The sequence below is a fragment of the Roseateles sp. P5_E11 genome (assembly GCF_054049355.1).
Genome location: NZ_JBFUMO010001178.1, coordinates 1 through 607 on the forward strand (window position 1 = coordinate 1; position 607 = coordinate 607).

1 protein-coding gene is annotated in these 607 nt (G+C 64.4%); it reads right to left on the reverse strand.

The window, feature by feature from the left end:
- Window positions 1–69 precede the first annotated feature (69 nt).
- Window positions 70–607: hypothetical protein (locus tag ACXJKR_RS34190; protein ID WP_457326646.1), on the reverse strand; the 538-nt coding region annotated here is incomplete at its 5' end.

Sequence of the window (607 nt, forward strand, 5' to 3'; positions counted from 1 at the left end):
GGTCCTTCTCTCTCGCCTCGGCGTTCTTGCGCGTGGTTGGCTTGGCTGGAGCCTTGTTGGTGGCAGCGGTCATGCCGCAACCTTTTGCGGTGGGAGCCCAAGCTTGGTGAGCACGGATGCGCAGCGGGCCATATCGCGCTGTACCAGCTGCTGCGCACCGGCGCCGATGTCGTCGCATGCCGCCACTTCCCTCAGGTGGTCGTAGAGGCCGCGGTATAGGGCGGCGTGGCTCTGCCCGATGACCGCGTTGTCGCAGTCGCTGCAACGCGTGCGCTCAAGGTCGTTACCGACGCACAGGTTGTCGTCGGCCGTGYACCAAGCGTGGCCGTTGCTCCTGATCGGCGTGCTGCTCGCCAACGCCTTGACCATGTGGCGATGCGACTTGAAGATCGTCACAGCCTCGTCGCCGCGCCAAGCCACGATGTTGGTGCCGTACCCCCCGGCCAGCGGCGCGTCGGCCTTCAACCACGAGTCGACCAAGCCGGCCTTGATGTCTTCCAGTCGATCCTGGATCTCAAGGTACAGGGCCAGGTCTTGGGACTCGTCGAGGGCATAGCCCAGGGTCATGTCCATCGACCAGTGCTTGAAGTGCTCCTTCAGATAGCGC